General features: G+C 73.0%; 10 protein-coding genes. 7 read left to right on the top strand and 3 right to left on the bottom strand.

What is annotated here, in order from left to right; translation table 11 throughout:
* Both E4099_RS15150 and E4099_RS15145 read left to right on the top strand, forming a co-directional pair.
* Window positions 1-1,418: SUKH-4 family immunity protein (locus tag E4099_RS15150; RefSeq protein ID WP_209446624.1), on the top strand; the 1,418-nt coding region annotated here is incomplete at its 5' end.
* Window positions 1,419-1,774: 356 nt separating this feature from the next.
* On the top strand, window positions 1,775-2,809 hold the full coding sequence (locus E4099_RS15145) for a coiled-coil domain-containing protein (RefSeq protein ID WP_245244864.1): 1,035 nt from the start codon (window positions 1,775-1,777) through the stop codon (window positions 2,807-2,809).
* Window positions 2,810-2,861: 52 nt separating this feature from the next.
* Here the strand turns inward: E4099_RS15145 and E4099_RS15140 are convergent, their stop codons facing one another.
* Complete coding sequence (locus tag E4099_RS15140; protein ID WP_483414775.1) at window positions 2,862-4,451, bottom strand: MFS transporter; 1,590 nt, start codon at window positions 4,449-4,451, stop codon at window positions 2,862-2,864.
* 420 nt (window positions 4,452-4,871) lie between these two features.
* Between E4099_RS15140 and E4099_RS15135 the strand changes: the two genes are divergently transcribed.
* Both E4099_RS15135 and E4099_RS15130 read left to right on the top strand, forming a co-directional pair.
* Complete coding sequence (locus tag E4099_RS15135; RefSeq protein WP_135339576.1) at window positions 4,872-5,660, top strand: ABC transporter ATP-binding protein; 789 nt, start codon at window positions 4,872-4,874, stop codon at window positions 5,658-5,660.
* Entirely contained in the window at window positions 5,657-8,236 is a 2,580-nt protein-coding gene (locus E4099_RS15130; RefSeq protein WP_135339575.1) for an ABC transporter permease, read from the top strand. The genes E4099_RS15135 and E4099_RS15130 overlap by 4 nt, the downstream gene beginning before the upstream one ends.
* Window positions 8,237-8,394: 158 nt before the next feature.
* On the opposite strand, the gene E4099_RS15125 is transcribed toward E4099_RS15130, so the two are convergent.
* Window positions 8,395-9,141, bottom strand: a complete 747-nt coding sequence (locus E4099_RS15125) for a response regulator (RefSeq protein WP_135339574.1) — start codon at window positions 9,139-9,141, stop codon at window positions 8,395-8,397.
* Window positions 9,138-9,965 carry a sensor histidine kinase gene (locus E4099_RS15120; RefSeq protein WP_245244863.1) on the bottom strand — a complete coding sequence of 276 codons (828 nt, stop codon included), beginning with the start codon at window positions 9,963-9,965 and terminating at the stop codon, window positions 9,138-9,140. The genes E4099_RS15125 and E4099_RS15120 overlap by 4 nt, the downstream gene beginning before the upstream one ends.
* 153 nt (window positions 9,966-10,118) lie before the next feature.
* Here E4099_RS15120 and E4099_RS15115 point away from each other — a divergent pair, with 153 nt between their 5' ends.
* From E4099_RS15115 to mfd, 3 genes are all read left to right on the top strand, one after another.
* Window positions 10,119-10,829 carry an ABC transporter ATP-binding protein gene (locus E4099_RS15115; RefSeq protein WP_135339572.1) on the top strand — a complete coding sequence of 237 codons (711 nt, stop codon included), beginning with the start codon at window positions 10,119-10,121 and terminating at the stop codon, window positions 10,827-10,829.
* A complete protein-coding gene (locus E4099_RS15110; RefSeq protein ID WP_135339571.1) occupies window positions 10,826-13,132 on the top strand; it encodes an ABC transporter permease in 2,307 nt (768 codons plus the stop codon). The genes E4099_RS15115 and E4099_RS15110 overlap by 4 nt, the downstream gene beginning before the upstream one ends.
* Before the next feature lie 329 nt (window positions 13,133-13,461).
* Entirely contained in the window at window positions 13,462-17,007 is a 3,546-nt protein-coding gene (mfd, locus tag E4099_RS15105; protein WP_135339570.1) for a transcription-repair coupling factor, read from the top strand.
* Window positions 17,008-17,114: the final 107 nt, after the last annotated feature.

Raw genomic sequence — 17,114 nt, 5'->3', positions numbered from 1 at the left:
CGCCCGGGGCCCGGGGGAGGCGGGGCGCGCCCGCCCAGCCCGGCCCCGGCATGCCGAACGCCCCCCAGCCCGCAGCCCCCGGCGGACCCGGCGCTCCCGGGGCCGGCGGTGTGCATGCGGCGGCGACCATGCTGGCCGGCGGTCCGGGCGCGCCCGGGATGCCGGGCCAGCCCGGCCCCGGTGGCCCGGTGCCGCCCGGCGCCCCGCTGAACCCCGGCCCGCACACGCCGCCCTTGGTGGCACCGGGGACCCCGCCGCCCGGTGCCCCCGGTGGGCTGCACGCCGCGGCGACGATGATGGCCGGCGCTCCCATGGCCCCCGGTGTGCCGGGCCAGCCCGGCATGCCCGGTGCCCCCGGTGTGCCCGGTCAGCCCGGCATGCCCGGTGCCCCCGGCCAGCCCTATGGTCAGCCACCGGTGCCCTCCGGGCTGCCCACGGTCGGTCCCGGCTACATGGCGGTGCTGCGCTACCGCGCCCAGGACGGTTCGGAGCAGCAGCTCATCCGGCGTTCCGCGTACGGCACCCCGCACCCGGAGTGGCAGATCCTGCACGAGCTGCGGGCGATGAACGTACCGCCGCAGCAGGTGCTGGAGCTCCACACCGAGCTGGAGTCCTGCGATCTGCCGGGGGGTTACTGCGCCCGGATGATCCGGGAGACCTGGCCGCAGGTGCGGATCAGCCACACCGCTCCGTACGGGCGGGACCACGCCACCCGCCAGCAGGGCGTCCGTCATCTGATCGAGCACCAGGGCGAGTTGCACCAGGTGGCCGACGGCCCGGCGCGCCCGGCGCCGAACCGGGTGCCGCTGCCGCACCCGAGCCAGGTGCAGCGGATCCCCCCGGTGCCGGTCGAGGGGGTGGCGCAGGAGCTGGTCGGCGCGTTCGGCCCGCAGGGCGTCTTCCGCTTCGACCAGCGGGCGGTGTCCCGGATGGGCGTCCCGGACGTGGTCGCCCAGACGCTGGTGTGGGCGGGGCTGCCCATGGACTTCGGGCCGTTCTTCTGGGCGCAGGCGCAGCCCGGCCGCCCGGTCCCGACGCTGGCCGAGCTGGCCGTGGAGCGCGGGGTGCAACCGGCCGCGGACGCCGGCTCGTACCTGGTCATGGGCAATGACTTCGGGCGCCAACTGTGCGTCCAGTACGGTACGGCGCACATCGTGGCCGTACCGGTGGAGGCGGCGCCGCCCGGAAGCCAGCCGGTGCCCCCGCAGTTCGTCAACACCGGACTGCCGGAGTTCGTGCGCTGCATGGCGCTGCTGGGCCGGATGTGGCGGCTGCGCTACGGGCTGACGCCGGAGCAGGCGGGCCGCTGGACCGTGGACTTCCAGGCCCAGCTGGCGGCGCTGGACCCGCCGGCGCTCTCCGCCCCGGACAACTGGTGGGCGGTGCTGCTGGAGCAGATGTGGGACGGCCTGCTCTGAGGGAGCGGATCCGCGTGAACGGCGCCCGACCGGTGGACCCGGTCGGGCGCCGTCGTCTGTGACACCCCTCCCCCTTCCCTTCCCTTCCCCTCACCTCCCCTTCGCCGAACAGCGCTCTCGGTCACCGGTGTGCGCCGGGCCGAATGGCGCATTCCCTGACCCTGGAGAATGGCGTGGAGTGTCGTATTGCGGGCATTTTGCCCGTATCTATCAAGATATGCGCCGATCCATCAGTGATGCGGTGATGCGGTGGGGCGCCGACGGGAGTGCGTGGACGGTGCGCGCCGAGCGCCGTGCGGCCTGTCGTGTCCGCCGCATCAGCAGCAGCCGTACCGCGTACCAAAGGGGTCCGAAGGATGAGTCCGGTGTCACCTCATGTTTTCCCCGTCGTGGGGCGGGGCAGCCGCGGCTACCGCCCGGACGAGGTCCAGCACGCGTTGACGGTGCTCTCCCGGGAGCGCGACGAGGCCTGGGAGCGCGCGGCCCGGCTCACCGTGCTCGCCAACGAGATGACCGCCGAGCTGGAGCGGCTGCGGGAGGTGACCGCCCAGCTCGCCCCGCAGACCTACGAGACCCTCGGCGCCCGGGCCCAACTGCTGCTGGCCACCGCCCAGGAGGAGGCCATCGAGCTGCGCGGGCGCGCCCAGCAGGCGGCCCGGGAGTGCCGCGAGGCGGCCGAGGCCGCCGCCGGCACGGTCCGCGCCGCGGCCGACGAGGCGGCCGCACGGGTCCGGGCCGAGGCCGAGAAGTGGGCCCGGCGCACTCTGGACGAGGCGCAGGCGGCGGTGGAGGAGCTGCGGGCGGCCTCCCAGCAGGACGCCAAGGAGGCGCGCGGCGCCGCGCTGGCCGCGCTGGGCGAGGCCCGGCGGCGGGCGGCCGAACTGCTCGCGGCGCAGGAGCGGGAGCGGGCCGAGCGGTTGGAGGCGGCGGAGCGCGACGCCGCCGCACGCCGGACGGCGACCGAGGCGCGGATCGCGGAGCACGAGGAGTACGCGCGGCGCAGGCTGGCGGAGGCCGAGCGGGAGTACACGGCGGCCGGCGAGGCCGCGCGGCGGCTGCTGGAGGAGGCCGGGGCGCAGGGCGCGGAGATCGTCGCCCAGGCCCGGGTGCGGCAGCAGCAGGTGGAGCGGGAGACGGAGCGCACGCTGCGCGACCACGCGACCCGCGAGGAGGAGCTGCGCGCCCACCTGGAGCACGTACGCGGCAGCCTGGCCGCGGTCATCGGCCGCTCCCCGGACCCCGAACCGGAGGCGGCCCCGGAGGCCGGGGCCGAGCCCCGGCAGCAGCCCCTGGACCCCGCCGCCGCTCCGTCCCGGCCGGCGGCCGAACCGGACCGCGCCGCCCCGCCCACCGGCCGAGTCCCCGGCCCGGCCTCCGGCGCGGAGGGCTGAACGCCCCGCGGGGACCGCCCGGGCCGCCGATCCGCCGCCGCTCAAGCTCCGTTCAGGCGGCGCTCTCCTCGCCCGCCGACCCGTCCTCCCGGACGGGAAACCGCCGCGGGGCGATCAGCAGGACCACGAGGAACGCCAGCACGGCGGCCGCCGCCGAGCCCAGGTAGACATGGTCGACGGCGGCGTCCACCGCGCGCCGCAGGTGGTCGGCGGCCTGATCGCTGAGCGTGCTCGGGTGGGCCAGCGCGTCGGAGACCGAGTCCAGGTCCCCCGGCAGCCCGGACCGGATGTCCGGCGGCGCCGCCGCGAGCCGGTCGGCCAGGGTCGCGTTGGCCACCGCGCCGAACAGCGCGGCACCCACGCTCTGGCCGACCTGGCGGCAGAAGAGGATGGAGGCGGTGGCGGTGCCGCGCTCCGCCCAGTCCACGGAGGACTGCACCCCGATGATCAGCGGCAGCTGGAAGAGGCCGAGGGCGCCGCCGAGCAGGAACATCAGCAGGGCCGGCTGCCAGGCGGCGCCCGGGTAAGGAAGGAACGGGAAGACGGCCAGTACCAGGGCCGCCCCCGAGGTGCCGATCAGCGCGCAGCGGCGGAAGCCGACCCGGTTGTAGACGCGGCTGCTCAGCGCCGCGGAGATCGGCCAGCTGAGCGTCATCACGGACAGCACCATGCCCGCGGCGATCGGCCCCAGCCCCAGTACGGACTGGGCGTAGGTGGGCAGGAAGACGGTCGGCGCGATCATCAGCAGACCCAGCGCGCCGAGCGCCAGGTTGACCGCGGCGATGGTGCGGCGGCGCCAGACCCAGCCCGGGATGATCGGTTCCGCGGCGCGCCGTTCGATCGCCACCGTCACCCCGGCGCACACCGCCGCGGCGGCCAGCAGGCACAGGGACGGGGCGGAGAACCACGGCCAGGCCACGCCGCCCTGGACGAGCGCGGTCAGCAGCAGTCCGCCGCAGAGGAAGACGCCGAGCGCGCCGGCCCAGTCGATGGCCGGACGTACGCCCCGCGGGCGGGCCGGCTCGCGGAAGTGACGCACCACCAGCCACAGCGCGAGCGCCCCGACCGGCAGGTTGACCAGGAAGATCCAGCGCCAGTCGGCGTAGCCGGCCAGCAGACCGCCGATGGCGGGGCCGGCCACCGCGGACAGCGCCCAGACCGTGGACAGCCGGGACTGGATCTTCGGGCGCTCGGCGAGCGGGTACAGATCCGCGGCGATGGTCTGCACGGTGCCCTGCAACGCCCCGCCGCCCAGCCCCTGGACGATCCGGAAGGCGATCAGCGCCGCCATGTTCCAGGCCGCCGCGCACAGCAGGGAACCGGCCAGGAACAGCACGATCCCGGTGACCAGCACCGGCTTGCGGCCGAAGGTGTCGGAGAGCTTGCCGTACACCGGCAGGGTCACCGTCACCGCGAGCAGATAGCCGGAGAACAGCCAGGAGAAGACGGAGAAGCCGCCCAGGTCGCCCACGATCTGCGGGACCGCGGTGGAGATGACGGTGGCGTCCAGCGCGGCCAGCGCCATGCCGAGCATCAGGGCCGCGACGACCGGTCCCCGGCGGTCCGTACCGGCCCTCGGCGGACCGGGGTCCGCCCGCGGTGCCGGCTCCGTGCCCGTTGGTCGTTCCGAGATGTCGCCCACCGTCGAGCCCCCTCCCCTGGAAATGGTGTACGACCCACCATTCCATGCGTGCCGAGAGCGGGGAAGCCGTGTTCTCCGGCCCTGGGGCCAGGGACGCTTGCCCCTGACGCAGCGGAAGGGGGCAGGCTGGTCCACCAGCGGACGGGTCCTTCCCCCACCACGGTAGGAGGTCGAGTGCCCCATCCCCTAGGGGATCCACGGCGGGGCGTCCTACCAGCAATTGGTACCGGCGGAGGAGGGGAGGACGGGGAATCGAACCTATGGTTGCCATGTCCGGCTGAGGACAGCAGGACCCCGGGGGTGGGGTTAACCCCCCTATGAATACGGAGCTCCGCCCCATCGCGGCAGGCCCCTCGCCTTCGGCAGGCTGAAGAGGCGATCGGGACCGCGATCGCGGGGACACGACCGAGGAGACGTAGCGTGACATCGGCTGTATCGATTCCCAGGACCGGGGGCAGTGGAGGACATACGGCCGTCGCCGCCCGCGCACGACAGGTGGTCAAGGCGTACGGCTCCGGGGAGACCCGGGTGGTCGCCCTGGACCACGTCGACGTGGACATCGCGCGCGGCCAGTTCACCGCGATCATGGGCCCCTCCGGCTCCGGCAAGTCCACCCTGATGCACTGCCTGGCCGGCCTGGACACCGTCTCCTCGGGCCAGATCTACATCGACGAGACCGAGATCACCGGGCTCAAGGACAAGAAGCTCACCCAGCTGCGCCGGGACCGGATCGGCTTCATATTCCAGGCGTTCAACCTGCTGCCCACGCTCAACGCCCTCGAGAACATCACCCTGCCCATGGACATCGCCGGGCGGAAGCCGGACCGCGCCTGGCTGGACCGGGTGGTGGAGACCGTCGGCCTGGGCGGCCGGCTCAAGCACCGCCCCAACCAGCTCTCCGGCGGGCAGCAGCAGCGCGTGGCGGTGGCCCGTGCGCTGGCCGCCCGACCCGAGATCATCTTCGGTGACGAGCCCACCGGAAACCTGGACTCCCGGGCCGGTGCCGAGGTGCTCGGCTTCCTGCGCCGCTCGGTGGACGACCTGGGCCAGACCATCGTGATGGTCACCCACGATCCGGTGGCCGCCTCCTACGCCAACCGCGTGCTCTACCTGGCCGACGGCCGGATCGTGGACGAGATGCACAACCCCACCGCCGACCAGGTCCTCGACCGCATGAAGCACTTCGACGCCCGGGGACGTGTGTCGTGACCGTCCTCAAGACCTCCCTGCGCAACTTCTTCGCGCACAAGGGCAGGATGGCGCTGTCCGCCATCGCCGTCCTGCTGTCGGTGGCCTTCGTCTGCGGCACGTTGGTCTTCACCGACACCACCAACTCCACCTTCGACAAGCTCTTCGCGGCGACCTCGCCCGATGTCACCGTCTCCCCGAAGAACGCGCTCAAGGGCGGTGACGTCCAGAAGACCCGCACCCCGCCCACGCTGCCCGCCTCCCGGGTCGAGCAGCTGAAGAAGCTGCCCGGGGTCACCCACTCGGTCGGCCAGACCGACAGCACCTCGGTCACCGTGGTGGACCGGAACGACGAGCGGGTCGGGCCCAGCAACGGCGGCCCGACCATCACCACCAACTGGAAGGAGACCGAGCAGCGGATCTCCAAGGTGGTCTCCGGGCACATCCCGCGCGGCCCCACCGAGGCGATGGTCGACTCGGACACCGCCGACAAGAAGCACCTGAAGCTCGGCGACGACCTGAGGTTGATCGCCATCCCCGGCGACTTCCACGTCAAGATCGTCGGCATCACCGAGTTCCAGGTGACCAACCCCGGCGCCGCCATCGTCTACCTCACCGACGCCACCATGCAGCAGCGCGTCATCGGTGTGCGGAACGCCTACACCAGCATCGCCCTCACCGCCAAGCCCGGCGTCAGCAACGAGCAGCTGAAGAAGACCGTCATCGCCGAGATGGGCCCCGGCTTCAAGGTGCAGACCAAGGCCGAGCTCGTGGACGAGAGCCGCGACCAGATCGGCTCCTTCCTGGACATCATGAAGTACGCGATGCTGGGCTTCGCCGGAATCGCCGTGCTGGTCGGCATCTTCCTGATCGTCAACACCTTCTCCATGCTGGTCGCCCAGCGCACCCGCGAGATCGGCCTGATGCGCGCCATCGGTTCGAGCCGCATGCAGATCAACGGCTCGGTGCTCATCGAGGCGCTGCTGCTCGGTGTGGTCGGCTCGGTCCTCGGCGTCCTGGGCGGTATCGGACTCGCCGTCGGGCTGATGAAGATCATGGCCGGCGCGGGCCTGGAGCTGGACACCAGCGAGCTGACCGTGAAGCCCGCCACCCCGATCGTGGGCCTGAGCATCGGCATCGTGGTCACCGTGATCTCCGCCTACATACCCGCCCGGCGGGCCGGCAAGGTCTCCCCGATGGCCGCCCTGCGCGAGTCGGGCATGCCGGCGGACGCCAAGTCGGGCCGGATCCGCGGCGCGATCGGTGTCCTGCTCACCGCGGCCGGTGCCGCCGCCCTGGTGATGGCCGCCGGCGCGGACAAGGCCGCGGACGGCTCGGCGTTCCTGGGGCTCGGCGTCCTGCTGACCCTGATCGGCTTCATCGTCATCGGCCCGCTGCTGGCCGGCTTCGTGGTCCGGGCGCTGGCCGCCGTGGTGCTGCGGATCTTCGGCCCGGTCGGCCGGATGGCCGAGCGCAACGCCCTGCGCAACCCGCGGCGCACCGGCGCCACCGGCTCCGCGCTGATGATCGGCCTCGCCCTGGTCGCCTGCCTGTCGGTGGTCGGCTCCTCGATGGTCGCCTCCGCCAGCGACGAGCTGGACAAGTCGGTGGGTGCGGACTTCATCATCGCGGGCGAGCAGGGGAACCTGATCCAGCCGAAGATCGCCGAGCGGCTCGCCGCGGTGCCCGGCCTGGACCACGTCACCCACTTCAAGGAGGCGGGGGACACCCGGATCACCACGCCGGACGGCAAGACCACCACCACCGACCGCGTGGTGGCGTCCAACCCGACCTTCGCCGACGACCTGCGCACCCCGACCGTGTCCGGCAAGCTGGTCGACTCCTACGGCGAGGGCGCCATGTCGGTCAACGAGGGCTTCGCCAAGGACCACAAGGTCAAGATGGGCGACACCCTGACCGTCGCCTTCCAGCACGGCAGGTCGGCCAAGCTCAAGGTCGCCGCGATCACCTCCGACGACACCGCGTTCAACAAGGGCGCGATGTACATCAACATCACCACCCTCGAGCGGTACGTCCCGGCCGACCAGATCCCGATGAACACCATGATGTTCGCCTCGGCCAAGGACGGACAGGAGTCCGCCGCCTACGCGGCGCTGAAGAAGGAGCTCAAGCACGACCCGCAGATCCAGGTGAAGGACCAGACCGACTACAAGGAGATGATGAAGGACCAGATCGGGGGGCTGCTCAACCTGATCTACGGCCTGCTGGCCCTCGCGATCATCGTCGCCATCCTCGGTGTGGTGAACACCCTGGCCCTGTCGGTGGTGGAGCGCACCCGGGAGATCGGCCTGATGCGGGCCATCGGACTCTCCCGCCGCCAGATGCGCCGAATGATCCGCCTGGAGTCGGTGGTCATCGCCCTCTTCGGCGCGCTGCTCGGCCTCGGCCTGGGCATGGCCTGGGGCATCACCGCGCAGAAGCTGCTGGCGCTGGAGGGTCTCAAGACCCTGGACATCCCGTGGCCCACGATCATCATCGTGTTCATCGGCTCGGCCGTGGTGGGCCTCGTCGCCGCCCTGGCCCCCGCCTTCCGGGCGGGCCGGATGAACATCCTCAAGGCCATCGCCACCGACTGACCGACCCCGGTCCCGACCGGCCCGGCGCACCCACGGGGGGTGCGCCGGGCCGGTCGTCCTTGTCCGCCGGACGTTCCACACCCCGGTACGGCCCGCCTCCGGCACCGCCGGACGTTCCCTCGGTGGGGACCGCCTCCGGCACCGCCGGCACCCGGCCTCTAGCGAACGGTTCCGGCGGAGTCACCCGGGGAGACCAGGCCCGTCTCATAGGCGAGGACGACGGCCTGGGCCCGGTCGCGCAGGCTGAGCTTGGCGAAGATCCGGGCCACATGGGTCTTCACCGTGGCCTCACTGAGGGTCAGCGTCCGCGCCAGTTCGCCGTTGGACAGACCCCGGCCCATGAGCGTCAGCACCTCGCGCTCCCGCGGCGTCAGGGCGGCCAGGTCGCGGTGGACGGCCGGGGCCCCGGCCCCGGGGGCCCTGGCGGTGGCGCCGTGCCGGTGTTCGTGCCCGGCGCCGTCTCCTTGCCCGCCCCCGGCGAACCGCTCCACCAGGCGGCGGGTGATCGAGGGCGCGAGCAGTGCGTCGCCGGTCCTGACCAGCCGTACGGCGGAGGCCAGGTGTTCGGGGGTGACGTCCTTGAGGAGGAAGCCGCTGGCACCGGCGGCCAGGGCGGCGTAGACGTAGCGGTCGAGGTCGAAGGTGGTCAGCATGATCACCCGGCACTCCGGGACCTGCGCGAGTACGCGGCGGGCGGCCTCCAGGCCGTCCATGGCGGGCATCCGGATGTCCATCAGCACCACGTCGGGCCGCAGCCCGCGCACCGCTGCCACCGCCTCCGCCCCGTCGGCGGCCTCGCCCACCACGTCGATCCCGCGGGCGGTCAGGATCAGCCGGAAGCCGGTGCGGACGAGTTCCTGGTCGTCGGCGACGACGACGCGGGGGGCGGGCTCGGCGGGCGTCATGGCCGGTCCAGGGGGATCCGGGCGCGGACACGGTAACCGCCGCCGAGGCGGCGGCGGGCGTCCAGGTCACCGCCGTAGACGGCGACCCGCTCCCGCAAGCCGAGCAACCCGCGTCCGGCTCCGTCCGCCCGGTCGGCGGCCGGTCCGCCCGAGGCCGCGGAGCCGCCGGCCGTCAGGACGCTCGGCCCGCTGTTCAGCACCTCGACCCGCAGGCAGTGGTCCGCGTACCGCACGGTCACCTCGGCCTTCGCCGTGTTCCCGTGTTTGAGGGCATTGGTCAGCGCCTCCTGGATGATCCGGTAGGCGGTGACATCGATCCCGCCGGGCAACGGGCGCGGTTCCCCGGAGACGCGTACGTCCACGGGCAGACCGGCGAAGGCGAACCGGTCGATCAGCGGGCTGAGCCTGCCCAGGCTCGGCTGCGGGGACAGATCCGGACCGTAGGGCTCGTCGTCGCCGTCCTGGGCGGGGGCGAGCAGACCGAGCAGGTGCCGCAGCTCGGTCATCGCGTTCCGCCCGGCGCTCTCGACCGCGCTCATCGCGGCCGCGGCCTCGTCCGGCATGGTGGCCAGGACCTCGCGGGCGGCACCGGCCTGGACCACCATGAGGCTCACATTGTGGCTGACGATGTCGTGGAGGTCCGCCGCGATCCTGGCCCGCTCGGCGTCGACCGCGGTCCGTGCCGCGCTCTCCCGCTCCCGCTCCAGCAGCCAGCCGCGCTCCTCGACGGCCGAGCGGTGGCGCCGCCGCACCCGGACCAGGGCCGCGGCCAGCCAGCCGACGGCGGTGCACGCCGCCGCCAACGCGACGACCAGCCAACCCACCCCTGAACTCCACACGCCGCCAGCCTCGCAGCCCACCCCCGTGATCCGCCTCATTCCCAGGGCCCAGCTCCGTACATCCCCGGGATGACGGGCCCGCGCGGTTACATCCAGGGTGGGACGCCACTCCCGTCCCGCCGATCCTAGGTTCGTGCCATGAATCATGACCCCGGCAGTTCGCAGCAGGTCGTCGTGCGGCTGGACGGCGTGCACAAGGAGTACGGCGACGCCAAGGCCCTGGACGGCATGTCCCTGGAGATCCACGCGGGGGACGCGGTCGCGGTGATGGGGCCCTCCGGCTGCGGCAAGTCCACCCTGCTCAACATGGTCGCGGGCCTGGACCGGCCGACATCCGGCACCGTCGAGGTCCGCGGCCAGGACCTCGGCACCCTGAACGAGACCGGGCTGGCCCTGTTCCGGCGGCGGCACATCGGCATGGTCTTCCAGTTCTTCAACCTCATCGAGGACCTCCCGGCCCTGGACAACGTGGCGCTCGCCGCCCAGCTGACCGGGACCTCGGCCCGGCAGGCCCGCCGTCGGGCGCTGGAACTCCTGGACGAACTCGGCGTCGCCGACCGCAAGGACACCTATCCGGCCGCGCTGAGCGGCGGGGAGCGCCAGCGGGTCGCCGTGGCCAGGGCGCTGATGAACCGTCCGGCCCTGCTGCTGGCGGACGAGCCGACCGGTGCCCTGGACAGCCGCTCCGGCGAGCAGGTGATGGACCTGCTGATCGACCTCAACCAGATCGGCCAGACCCTGTTGCTCGTCACCCATGACCCGCGTCTGGCGACCCGCTGCGCCAGCCGGCTGATCGAGGTGGCCGACGGCCGGGTGGCCCGTGAGAGCACGCTGGAGCCGACCGCATGAGCGCCGTCTGGTCGGCCTCCCGCGCACTCCTGAGGCGCCGCAAGGTCCAGACGGCCGTCATCGGACTCGTCGTGCTGTGCTCCACCACGACCGTCCTGCTCGCCCTGACCCTGCTGAGCGCCGCCACGGCGCCCTTCGAGCGGGCCTTCGGGGAGCAGCGCGGCGCCCATGTGGTGGCGGCCTTCGACCGGGCCAGGGCCTCGGACGCCCAGCTGGCGCGCACCGCCGGGCGGCCGGGGGTGCAGGCCGCGGCGGGGCCGTACCTCCAGGCCGCCGTCGACATACCCGAGCAGTGGATGTGGGTCCCGTCCGGCCTCCTGACGATCGTGGGCCGGTCCCATCCGGCGGGCGCCGTGGACCGCGTCCGCCTCCTGGAGGGCCGCTGGGCCACCAAGCCCGGTGAGATCGTCGTCAACTGGCCCGTGCAGGGCAGCCCCGGGCCGGACAAGCTGGGCACCAAGCTCACCGTGCGCGGTGCCCCGGCGCTCACCGTCGTCGGCTTCGCCACCAGCATGAGCAAGTCCGCCGGCGCCTGGGTCGCACCCGAACAGATGGCGGCGCTGCACCCGTCCTCCGTCCAGATGCTCTACCGCTTCACCGAGTCCGCCACCGACCGGCAGATCCGCGACGGCCTGGCGGAGGCCACCGCGGGCCTCCCCAAGGGCTCGCTGACCACCACACAGTCCTACCTCACGCTCAAGCGGGCCTTCTCCGCGATGGCCGATTCCTATCTCCCGTTCCTGACGGTCTTCGGCGTCCTCGGCCTGCTGGTCTCCGCCCTGATCGTCGGGCACGTGGTCAGCGGGGTGATCGTCTCCGGGCATCGGCAGATCGGGGTGTTCAAGGCACTGGGCTTCACCCCGAACCAGGTGGTCGCGGTCTACCTCGCGATGGTCTCCGTACCGGCGGTCGCCGGCTGCGTGGCCGGCACCCTGCTCGGCGACGCGCTGTCGCGGCCCATCCTGCGGGACGCCTTCAGCGGGATCGAGACCGGCAGTGCCGCCATCGGCGTCAGCCCCTGGGTGTACGCCGTCTGCCTGCTGGGCATGCCCGCCCTCGTCGCCCTCGCCGCGCTGGTCCCCGCGCTCCGCGCGCACCGGCTCTCCGCGGCCCGGGCGATCAGCGCGGGCGACGCACCGCGGACCGGGCGCGGGCTGCGCGTCCAGCGGGTACTCGGCGGCACCCGGCTGCCGCGCGCCGTGAGCCTGGGCCTGGGCCAGCCCTTCGCCCGCCCGGGGCGCACCCTCATGACGCTGGCGGCCATCGTCCTCGGCGTCACGACCGTGACCCTGGCGACCGGTCTGACCAGCACCATGGTCGCGTTCGGACGACACGGCCAAGGCAACGGCGCGGCCTGGGTGAACGTGGAGGCGGGCCGGCCCGGGCTCGACCAGCGGGCCCCGAAACTGAGCGACCGCCAGATCGAGGCGCGGCTGCGGTCCCTGCCCGGAGCGGACCTGGTGACCGCCCGCGCGCTCACCAGGGTCCGCCTGGCCGGGTACACGCAGACCGCGTTCGCGAACTTCTACCGCGGGGACACCCGGATGTACGACTCCGAGATCGTCAAGGGGCACTGGCCGCGGGGACGGGGCGAGGCCGCGGCCTCACCGGCGTTCCTGAACCAGCACGGGCTCGCGGTCGGCGACCGGATCACGCTGTACCTGAACGGCAGGCAGACACGCGTCACCGTCGTCGGCGAACTCATCGAAGGCAACCCCCAGGCCCTGGAATCCACCTGGCAGACCCTGGCCGGGCTGGCCCCCGGATGGCGGGCCATCGAGTACACGGTGGAACTCGCCGACGGCGCCGACGCGAAGGCGTACGCCAGGGCGGTCAAGGCGTCCGACCCGGGCCTCTACGTGCTGCCCGGCGCCTCGACGAACACCACCACCGCGACCGTCGTCAGCTTCTCGGTGGTGTTCACCGTGCTGCTGACCTTCGTGGCCGCCCTGGGGGTCTTCAACACGGTCCTGCTGAACACCCGGGAACGCCGCCGCGACCTGGGCATGCTCAGGTCGATCGGTATGACGCCGCGCCAGGTCACGGTGATGACCGTGGTGTCCGTGGCGGGGTTGGGCGCGGTCGGCGGGCTGCTGGGGATACCCCTGGGGATCGCCGTGCACCGGGTGCTCGTGGACCACGTGGCGGTGGTCGCGTTCCCGGAGTCCATGAAGGACGTCTGGCACGTGCCGCAGTTGGCCGCACTGGCCCTGGCGGGGGTCGTGATCGCGGTCCTCGGCGCCCTGCTCCCGGCCCGCTCGGCGGCACGGCTGACGATCGCCAAGGTCCTGCACAACGAGTAGACCGCCCGTACGCCCCGGCGCACGACCCCGGCCGGCCGCCGCGGCGGTACGCGGCTGCCGGCGGGGGCGCCGTTCGCGCCTGCCGACGGGGAGGCCCGAGGCGTCACCCTCGGTGAACGCGCGGGATCCGCCACCCTCGGCGACCGCGCCCCCCGCCAGGGGAGACCCCCGTCCAGCAGGCCCGCCTGCTCTGGCACCCCGCCCAGGGGACCCCGCCGTCCGGCCGCGGCTGTCGGTGGGGCGTCGTAGTCTGGGATACCCCGGCCCGTCCGCACGTGTCGGGCGCTTCGCGTTGTCCACCCCCGCACACCTGGGACGGGAACCACCTCATGAGCCTGCATGGTCTGCTCGACGCCGTCATCGAAGACCCCGCGCTGGCCGAGGCCGTCCAAGCGGCGGCGGACGGCCACCGGACGCATGTCGATCTGGTGGGTCCGCCGGCCGCCCGCCCCTTCGCCATCGCCGCCCTGGCCCGCCCCGGCACCACCCCCGCGGGCGGGCGCACGGTGCTGGCGGTGACCGCCACCGGCCGGGAGGCCGAGGACCTGGCCGCCGCGCTGCGCACCCTGCTGCCCCCGGACGGGGTGGTGGAGTTCCCGTCCTGGGAGACCCTGCCGCACGAGCGGCTCTCGCCACGCTCGGACACCGTGGGGCGCCGGCTGGCGGTGCTGCGCCGGCTGGCCCACCCCAGCGCGGACGACCCCACCGCGGGCCCGGTCTCGGTGGTCGTCGCCCCGGTGCGCTCGGTGCTTCAGCCGCAGGTCAAGGGCTTGGGCGAACTGGTGCCGGTGAGCCTGCGCAGCGGCCAGAGCGCCGATCTGGGCGAGGTGGTGGACGGGCTGGCCGCGGCCGCCTACTCCCGGGTGGAACTGGTCGAGAAGCGCGGCGAGTTCGCGGTGCGCGGCGGCATCCTGGACGTGTTCCCGCCCACCGAGGAGCACCCGCTGCGCATCGAGTTCTGGGGCGACGAGGTCGAGGAGATCCGCTACTTCAAGGTCGCCGACCAGCGCTCCCTGGAGGTGGCCGAGCACGGACTGTGGGCGCCGCCCTGCCGTGAGCTGCTGCTGACCGACCAGGTCAGGGAGCGGGCCGCCGAGCTGGCCGAGGCCCACCCCGAGCTGTCCGAGCTGCTGGGCAAGATCGCCGAGGGGATCGCGGTGGAGGGCATGGAGTCCCTCGCCCCGGTGCTGGTCGACGAGATGGAGCTGCTGCTGGACGTGCTGCCGGCCGGGGCCATGACGGTGGTCTGCGACCCGGAGCGGGTGCGTACCCGGGCCGCCGACCTGGTGGCCACCAGCCAGGAGTTCCTCACCGCCTCCTGGGCGGCCACGGCCGGTGGCGGACAGGCCCCCATCGATGTGGGCGCCGCCTCGCTGTGGGGCCTCGCGGACGTCCGCGACCGGGCCCGCGAGCTGGGCATGCTGTGGTGGTCGGTGTCGCCGTTCGCGGCCGACGAGGAGTTCGACGGGGACACCCTCAAGCTCGCGATGCACGCCCCGGAGAGCTACCGGGGCGACACCGCCAGGGCCCTGGCCGACACCAAGGGCTGGCTGGCCGACGGCTGGCGCACCGTCTACGTCACCGAGGCCCACGGCCCCGCCGCGCGCTATGTGGAGGTGCTCAGCGGCGAGGGGATCGCGGCCCGGCTGGACGGCGACCTCACCGAGCTGACCCCGTCCGTGGTGCATGTGGCCTGCGGATCCATCGACTACGGCTTCGTCGACCCGGCGCGCAAGCTCGCGGTGCTCACCGAGACCGACCTGTCCGGGCAGAAGGCCGCCGGCAAGGACGCGGCCCGGATGCCGGCCCGCCGCCGCAAGACCATCGACCCGCTGACCCTCCAGGCGGGCGACTTCATCGTGCACGAACAGCACGGCGTGGGCCGCTACATCGAGATGGTGCAGCGCACCGTGCAGGGCGCCACCCGCGAGTACCTGCTGGTGGAGTACGCCCCCGCCAAGCGCGGCCAGCCCGGCGACCGGCTGTACATCCCCACCGACCAGCTGGAGCAGGTCACCAAGTACGTGGGCGGGGAGGCCCCCACGCTGCACCGGCTGGGCGGTGCCGACTGGACCAAGACCAAGGCCCGGGCGAAGAAGGCGGTCAAGGAGATCGCCGCCGACCTGATCAAGCTCTACTCGGCGCGGATGGCCGCCCCCGGCCACGCCTTCGGCGCTGACACCCCCTGGCAGCGGGAGCTGGAGGACGCCTTCCCGTACGCCGAGACCCCCGACCAGCTCACCACCATCGCCGAGGTCAAGGAGGACATGGAGAAGTCCGTCCCGATGGACCGGCTGATCTGCGGCGACGTGGGATACGGCAAGACCGAGATCGCGGTGCGCGCGGCCTTCAAGGCGGTGCAGGACGGCAAGCAGGTGGCCGTGCTGGTGCCCACCACCCTGCTGGTCCAGCAGCACTTCGGCACCTTCTCCGAACGCTACGCGCAGTTCCCGGTCAACGTCCGGGCGCTCTCCCGGTTCCAGACCGACACCGAGGCCAAGGCCGTGCTGGAGGGCCTGCGGGAGGGCTCGGTCGACGTGGTCATCGGCACCCACCGGCTGTTCTCCTCCGAGACCAGGTTCAAGGACCTGGGCCTGGTCATCGTCGACGAGGAGCAGCGGTTCGGCGTCGAGCACAAGGAGCAGCTGAAGAAGCTGCGCGCCAACGTGGACGTACTGACCATGTCCGCCACCCCGATCCCGCGCACCCTGGAGATGGCGGTCACCGGCATCCGCGAGATGTCCACCATCACCACCCCGCCGGAGGAGCGGCACCCGGTGCTGACCTTCGTCGGCCCGTACGACCAGAAGCAGATCGGCGCCGCGATCCGCCGCGAGCTGCTCCGCGAGGGCCAGGTCTTCTACATCCACAACCGGGTGGAGTCCATCGACCGGGCCGCCGCCAGGCTGCGCGAGTTCGTGCCCGAGGCGCGGATCGCCACCGCCCACGGCCAGATGTCCGAAAGCGCCCTGGAGCAGGTCGTGGTGGACTTCTGGGAGAAGAAGTTCGACGTGCTGGTCTCCACCACCATCGTGGAGTCCGGGATCGACATCTCCAACGCCAACACCCTGATCGTGGAGCGCGGCGACAACTTCGGCCTCTCCCAACTCCACCAGCTGCGCGGCCGGGTCGGCCGCGGCCGGGAGCGCGGCTACGCCTACTTCCTGTACCCGCCGGAGAAGCCGCTGACCGAGACGGCCCACGAGCGGCTGGCCACCATCGCCCAGCACACCGAGATGGGCGCCGGCATGTACGTGGCGATGAAGGACCTGGAGATCCGCGGCGCGGGCAACCTGCTCGGCGGCGAGCAGTCCGGGCACATCGCGGGCGTCGGCTTCGACCTGTACGTGCGCATGGTGGGCGAGGCGGTGGCCGACTACCGGGCCTCCCTGGAGGGCGGCGTGGAGGAAGAGCCGCCGCTGGAGGTCAAGATCGAGCTTCCGGTGGACGCCCACATGCCGCACGACTACGCCCCCGGCGAGCGGCTGCGCCTCCAGGCGTACCGGGCCATCGCCTCGGCCGCCAACGAGCAGGACATCGCCGCCGTCCGCGAGGAGCTCACCGACCGCTACGGCAAGCTGCCCGAGCCGGTGGAGAACCTGCTGCTGGTCGCCGGGCTGCGGTTGCTGGCCCGGGCCTGCGGGGTCGGGGACATCACCCTGCAGGGCTCCAACATCCGCTTCGGACCGGTGGAGCTGCGCGAGTCGCAGGAGCTGCGCCTGAAGCGGCTGTATCCGCGCTCGGTCATCAAGGCGGCCACCAAGCAGGTCCTGGTGCCCCGCCCGACCACCGCCCGGGTGGGCGGCAAGCCGGTGGTCGGCCGGGAACTCCTGGCCTGGACGGGCGAGTTCCTCACCTCCATCCTGGGCTCCTGAGCCGGGAGCCCTCCGGGCGCGGCCCCCACACCTCGACGTCACGGGCCGCCGCCCGTTCACGCGCGGCGGGGCAACGGACGCAGGGGCGATCAGGGGGTGCGGGGCTC

This window comes from Streptomyces palmae (assembly GCF_004684805.1).
GTDB lineage: Bacteria > Actinomycetota > Actinomycetes > Streptomycetales > Streptomycetaceae > Streptomyces > Streptomyces palmae.
This window is presented reverse-complemented; position numbering and strand designations above follow the sequence as displayed.

Bases quoted from the DNA above. Each gene is read 5' to 3' on its own strand.
- E4099_RS15145 (WP_245244864.1), top strand. From the start codon at position 1,775: ATGAGTCCGGTGTCACCTCATGTTTTCCCCGTCGTGGGGCGGGGCAGC.
- E4099_RS15125 (WP_135339574.1), bottom strand. From the start codon at position 9,141: ATGACGCCCGCCGAGCCCGCCCCCCGCGTCGTCGTCGCCGACGACCAG.
- E4099_RS15115 (WP_135339572.1), top strand. From the start codon at position 10,119: ATGAATCATGACCCCGGCAGTTCGCAGCAGGTCGTCGTGCGGCTGGAC.
- E4099_RS15110 (WP_135339571.1), top strand. From the start codon at position 10,826: ATGAGCGCCGTCTGGTCGGCCTCCCGCGCACTCCTGAGGCGCCGCAAG.
- mfd (WP_135339570.1), top strand. From the start codon at position 13,462: ATGAGCCTGCATGGTCTGCTCGACGCCGTCATCGAAGACCCCGCGCTG.